Annotated in this window: 4 protein-coding genes; all 4 read left to right on the top strand. The window is 60.4% G+C overall.

Features of this window, described 5'->3' with window-relative positions; translation table 11 throughout:
* Positions 1-1155, top strand: a 1155-nt coding sequence (tig, locus tag BGN91_RS13905) for a trigger factor (RefSeq protein ID WP_292614076.1), incomplete at its 5' end; no start/stop codon positions are given.
* Between the two features lie 331 nt (positions 1156-1486).
* Entirely contained in the window at positions 1487-2125 is a 639-nt protein-coding gene (locus BGN91_RS13900; protein ID WP_292614075.1) for an ATP-dependent Clp protease proteolytic subunit, read from the top strand.
* A gap of 466 nt (positions 2126-2591) precedes the next feature.
* A complete protein-coding gene (gene clpX / locus BGN91_RS13895) occupies positions 2592-3866 on the top strand; it encodes an ATP-dependent Clp protease ATP-binding subunit ClpX (protein ID WP_292614073.1) in 1275 nt (424 codons plus the stop codon).
* 317 nt (positions 3867-4183) lie between these two features.
* Positions 4184-5401, top strand: a 1218-nt coding sequence (locus BGN91_RS13890; protein WP_292614072.1) for an LON peptidase substrate-binding domain-containing protein, incomplete at its 3' end; no start/stop codon positions are given.

The following is a 5401-nucleotide window of genomic DNA, read 5'->3' as shown; positions in this document are numbered from 1 at the left end:
ATGATCCGCGATACCAACATGCAAATCGTCTCCGATAACGGCTTCAAGCTCGCAGGTAATCCCAAGGTGGCGATGCCGTCGGATGAAAAAGAGATCGAGGACATCCTCGCGGGCAAAGCCGACCTCAACTACACCGTGACGATGGAAGTCGTGCCGGCGATCGAGATCGCGGACTTCAAGAGCTTCAACATCGAAAAGCCGGTGGTCGAGGTGTCCGACGCCGATGTCGACGAAGGCATCAAGCGGATCGCCGACCAGAACCGCAACTACTCCGCGCGGGCGGAGGGCGCGAAAGCCGAGAACGGCGATCGCGTGACCATCTCGTTCAAGGGGACCATCGACGGCGAGCCGTTCGACGGCGGCAGCAGCGAGGACATTCTGGTCGTGCTCGGGTCGAACGCCCTCATTCCCGGATTCGAAGAGCAACTGGTCGGGATTGGCGTCGGCGAGACCCGCGTCGTCAAGGCGTCGTTTCCCAAGAACTACGCCGACACCGAACTGGCCGGGAAGGACGCCGAGTTCGAGACCACGGCAAGCATGATCGAGATTCCGGAAGAAACCAAGATCGACGATGAGTTCGCCCAGAGCATCGGTCTGAACACGCTCGATCAGCTTAAAAAAGCCGTTCGCGACCGGCTCACCGCCGAATTCGCCCGCGCGATGAGGCAGCACGTCAAGCGCGCGCTGTTCGATCGCCTCGACGAGACGCACAAATTCGATCCGCCGCCGACCCTGGTCGACGAGGAATTCGAGCAGGTGTGGAACTCGATCACGAAGGAGATGGAGTCGAACAACAAGACCTTCGCCGACGAGGACACCACCGAGGAAGCCGCCAGGGAAGAGTACCGCCGGATCGCTGACCGCCGGGTACGGCTCAGCCTCGTGCTTTCCGAGATCGGGGAAAAGAACGGAATCTCGGTCACCGATGACGAAATCAACCGCGCCTTGATCGATCGCGCGCGTCAGATGCCGGGCCGCGAGAAGGAGATTTGGGATTACTACCAGAAAAATCCTCAGGCCATGGCCCAGATCCGCGCGCCGCTTTTCGAGAACAAGGTCGTCGACTACATTCTCGAACTCGCGACCATCACCGACAAGAAGGTGACGCGCGAGGATCTCTACAAGGACTACGAGGCGAACCATGGCCCGGACTGAGGGGCCGCGCCCCGATCGGGCGTCGGGTTCGGCCCGTGCCCGACGTTCATGATATTGGCTGAAACCGGCGTCGCGAGCCGTCCTCGCCACGTCACGTGCTGCCAGCAGGCTTGGATTGGCGGCGCGGGGATGCCAATGTCCGAATCGGACCACGGGGGCGCGTCGCTTCGCGCGGCTCCCTTGTCGTCCGAGTTATCGGCTCATATCTTGGAGCCGTGCTTGCCTGTCCTGCATCACACGACGTTCATCCGCACGGGAAAGACTGGAGACTGCCGGTTTTGCCTCGGATGATCCTCGCCGCCAACTGCTGACACAAACTCTTGGGTGATCAATGCGCGATCCAGTCGAAACCTACATGAACCTCGTGCCGATGGTGGTCGAGCAGACCAATCGCGGCGAGAGGGCTTACGACATCTTTTCCCGGCTGCTGAAGGAGCGCATCATCTTCGTGACCGGCGGGGTCGAAGACAATATGTCGATGCTGATCGTCGCTCAGCTCCTGTTTCTCGAGGCCGAGAATCCCAAGAAGGAAATATCGATGTACATCAATTCGCCGGGCGGCGTGGTGACATCGGGGCTCGCGATCTACGACACGATGCAGTTCATTCGTCCGCCGGTCGCAACGCTGTGCACCGGGCAGGCCGCGTCGATGGGCTCGTTGTTGCTGGCTGCCGGCGAAAAGGACATGCGGCATGCGCTGCCGAACGCGCGCATCATGGTCCACCAGCCCTCCGGTGGTTTCCAGGGTCAGGCGACGGACATCATGCTGCACGCTCAGGAAATCCTGAGCCTCAAGAAGCGGCTCAATGAAATCTACGTCAAGCACACGGGACAGACTTACCAGGCGATCGAGGATGCGCTGGAGCGCGACAAGTTCCTCACCGCCGACATGGCTCGTGATTTCGGCATCGTCGATAAGGTGATCGACAAGCGCGCCGAGGAGCCGGCTACCCCGAAGTCTTCGCAATAAGCTTTCGCGGTAAGGCTTCGTAGGTATCAGGCAGTGTCCCCTCGAGGGTCGAAGCGGGCCGGTTGATCGGCCCGACTCGGACGCCACCGGTGATTGCAGCGCGATACTTTCTGAAAAGTTCCGTTTTGTTGGCGTTTCCGCTTGACTAGCGTGATAATCGCGCAACGCTAGTCTGAATTTGGCCAAAGAGAGTCGCGTTGCCGAGCCAAATCGCGTTATTGTCACGAGCGGGAGGCTGGCAGATTAGCGAATTCTTGATAGTCGGCCGGCACCATGGTTCGCTAGCTGAGTTTAGCTTGCGAGTATGCGCAGGAGAATCGAATTAACCGCGATTCGTGCGGGACTGAAAGCGCAGGGTCTTTCCTGGTACGGACTTTGCTCCTATGTAACCCCGTTTCCCCGGATGTGCCGGAACGGAACGGGCGAGCGGGCGAACAGGCGAGACCGAAGGCGGACGGAGACAGGAATGAGTAAGGTCGGTACGGGCGACTCCAAGAACACGCTGTATTGCTCATTTTGCGGCAAGAGCCAGCACGAAGTGCGCAAGCTGATTGCGGGGCCTACCGTATTTATCTGTGACGAATGCGTTGAGCTTTGTATGGATATCATTCGCGAGGAGAACAAGTCCTCGCTGGTGAAATCGCGCGACGGCATTCCGACTCCGAAGGAAATCTGCAAGGTTCTGGACGACTACGTCATCGGACAAGGCCATGCCAAAAAGGTGCTCTCGGTCGCGGTCCACAATCACTACAAGCGCCTCAATCACCAGACCAAGCACAACGACGTTGAGCTCGCGAAATCGAACATCCTGTTGATCGGCCCGACGGGGTCCGGCAAGACTCTGCTTGCGCAGACGCTGGCGCGCATCCTCGATGTTCCGTTTACCATGGCCGATGCGACCACGCTGACCGAAGCCGGCTATGTCGGCGAGGACGTCGAAAACATCATCCTGAAGCTGTTGCAGTCTGCGGACTATAATGTCGAGCGCGCGCAGCGCGGCATCGTCTATATCGACGAGATCGACAAGATTTCGCGCAAGTCCGACAATCCTTCGATCACGCGCGACGTGTCGGGCGAGGGCGTGCAGCAGGCGTTGCTGAAGATCATGGAAGGCACGATTGCGAGCGTGCCGCCGCAAGGCGGGCGCAAGCACCCGCAGCAGGAGTTCCTGCAGGTCGATACGACCAACATCCTGTTCATCTGCGGCGGCGCGTTCTCGGGTCTCGAAAAGATCATTTCGGCGCGCGGGCGGACCACCTCGATCGGTTTCGCGGCGCAGGTGCTCGCGCCGGAAGATCGCCGTACCGGTGAAATCTTCAGGCATGTCGAGCCGGAGGACTTGCTGAAGTACGGCCTCATTCCGGAATTCGTCGGGCGCCTGCCTGTCGTCGCCACGCTCGAGGATCTCGACGAAGCCTCGCTCAAGAAGATCCTGACCGATCCGAAGAATGCGCTGGTGAAGCAGTATCAGCGGTTGTTCGAGATGGAGAATATCGAACTGACCTTTGCCGACGAGGCGCTTGGCGCGGTGGCGCGCAAGGCGATCGAACGCAAGACCGGCGCGCGCGGACTGCGATCGATTCTCGAGAGCATCCTGCTCGAGACCATGTTCGATCTTCCGGGTCTTGAAGGGGTCGAGGAGGTCGTCATCTCGCGCGAAGTGGTTGAGGGAACCGCGCGGCCGCTGTACATTTACGCGGACCGCTCCGATCGCGCGAGCGAGACCAGCGCCAGCGCCTGATCGAGGCGTTTTCAGGCGCTCATGTTGCCGTAAGCTCGCCGCCGGTCGTTCCGCGCGGCGGCCGTCGGCTATACAGGCGATAATCTGCAGCGCTGGAAACAGGTCATTGAAGCGGCTGCCTTCCTTCACTTGACACGCTGGTGGTCGATGGCCACCTAATGCTGTCGGCGGCGACGCATGTGGCGTTCGCGGCTGCCAGGGCAGGTGAGGCATCGGTTCGCAAAGCCCCATCCTTCTCCGGAAAACTCGGCACCTTGTGGCGGTTGCGCACGATCTGCGGGCTGCGTACAAGGGGGCGCAACAAAAGGAACAAGGCTATGACCGCCTCAAAACCCCGGCCAGCTATCGTTCACGGCGAAACCAACACCTATCCGGTGCTCCCGCTTCGCGACATCGTCGTTTTTCCGCACATGATCGTGCCGTTGTTCGTCGGTCGCGAGAAATCGATCAAGGCTCTTGAAGAGGTCATGAAGAACGATGCGCTGATCATGCTCGCGACGCAGAAGAACGCGTCGGACGATGATCCTGCGCCGGATTCGATTTACAAGATCGGAACGCTCGCCAGCGTGCTGCAATTGCTGAAGCTCCCGGACGGCACCGTGAAGGTGCTCGTCGAGGGGCTCGAGCGCGCGCGCGTGGAGACATATTCCGATCGCTCCGATTATTATGAAGCGACCGCGGTCGCGCTGGCCGACACCGACACCAACAGCGTCGAAGCGGAGGCGCTTGCGCGTTCCGTCGTGTCGGATTTCGAAAGCTATGTGAAGCTGAACAAGAAGATCTCGCCAGAGGTCGTGGGCGTCGTGCAGGCGATCACCGATTTCGCCAAGCTCGGCGATACCGTGGCTTCGCATCTCGCCGCCAAGATTGCGGATCGACAGGGCATCCTTGAGACGCTGTCGGTGACGACGCGCCTTGAGAAGGTGCTCGGACTGATGGAGAGCGAAATCTCGGTCTTGCAGGTCGAGAAGCGAATCCGCTCGCGCGTCAAGCGCCAGATGGAGAAGACCCAGCGCGAGTATTATCTCAACGAGCAGATGAAGGCGATTCAGAAGGAACTCGGCGACGATGAGGGCCGCGACGAACTCGCCGACCTGGAAGAGAAGATCGCCAAGACCAAGCTCTCGAAGGAAGCTCGCGAGAAGGCCCAGCACGAACTGAAGAAGCTGCGACAGATGTCGCCGATGTCGGCTGAAGCCACCGTCGTGCGCAATTATCTCGATTGGCTGCTGTCGATCCCGTGGGGCAAGAAGTCCAAGGTCAAGAAGGATCTCAACGCCGCGCAGGAAGTGCTGGACGCCGATCACTACGGGCTTGAGAAGGTCAAGGACCGCATCGTCGAGTACCTCGCGGTGCAGTCGCGCGCCAACAAGCTGACCGGACCGATCCTGTGCCTCGTCGGCCCCCCCGGCGTCGGCAAGACCTCGCTCGGCAAGTCGATCGCGCGAGCGACCGGCCGCGAGTTCGTGCGCGTGTCGCTCGGCGGCGTGCGCGACGAGGCGGAGATCCGCGGCCATCGCCGGACCTATATCGGC

The sequence above is a fragment of the Nitrobacter sp. 62-13 genome (assembly GCF_001896955.1).
GTDB lineage: Bacteria > Pseudomonadota > Alphaproteobacteria > Rhizobiales > Xanthobacteraceae > Nitrobacter.
The sequence above is the reverse complement of the archived record's forward strand: the minus strand, read 5'-3'. Positions and strand labels throughout refer to the sequence as shown.

Coding starts and splice junctions, on each gene's coding strand:
- clpX (WP_292614073.1), top strand. CDS start 2,592: ATGAGTAAGGTCGGTACGGGCGACTCCAAGAACACGCTGTATTGCTCA.
- BGN91_RS13900 (WP_292614075.1), top strand. CDS start 1,487: ATGCGCGATCCAGTCGAAACCTACATGAACCTCGTGCCGATGGTGGTC.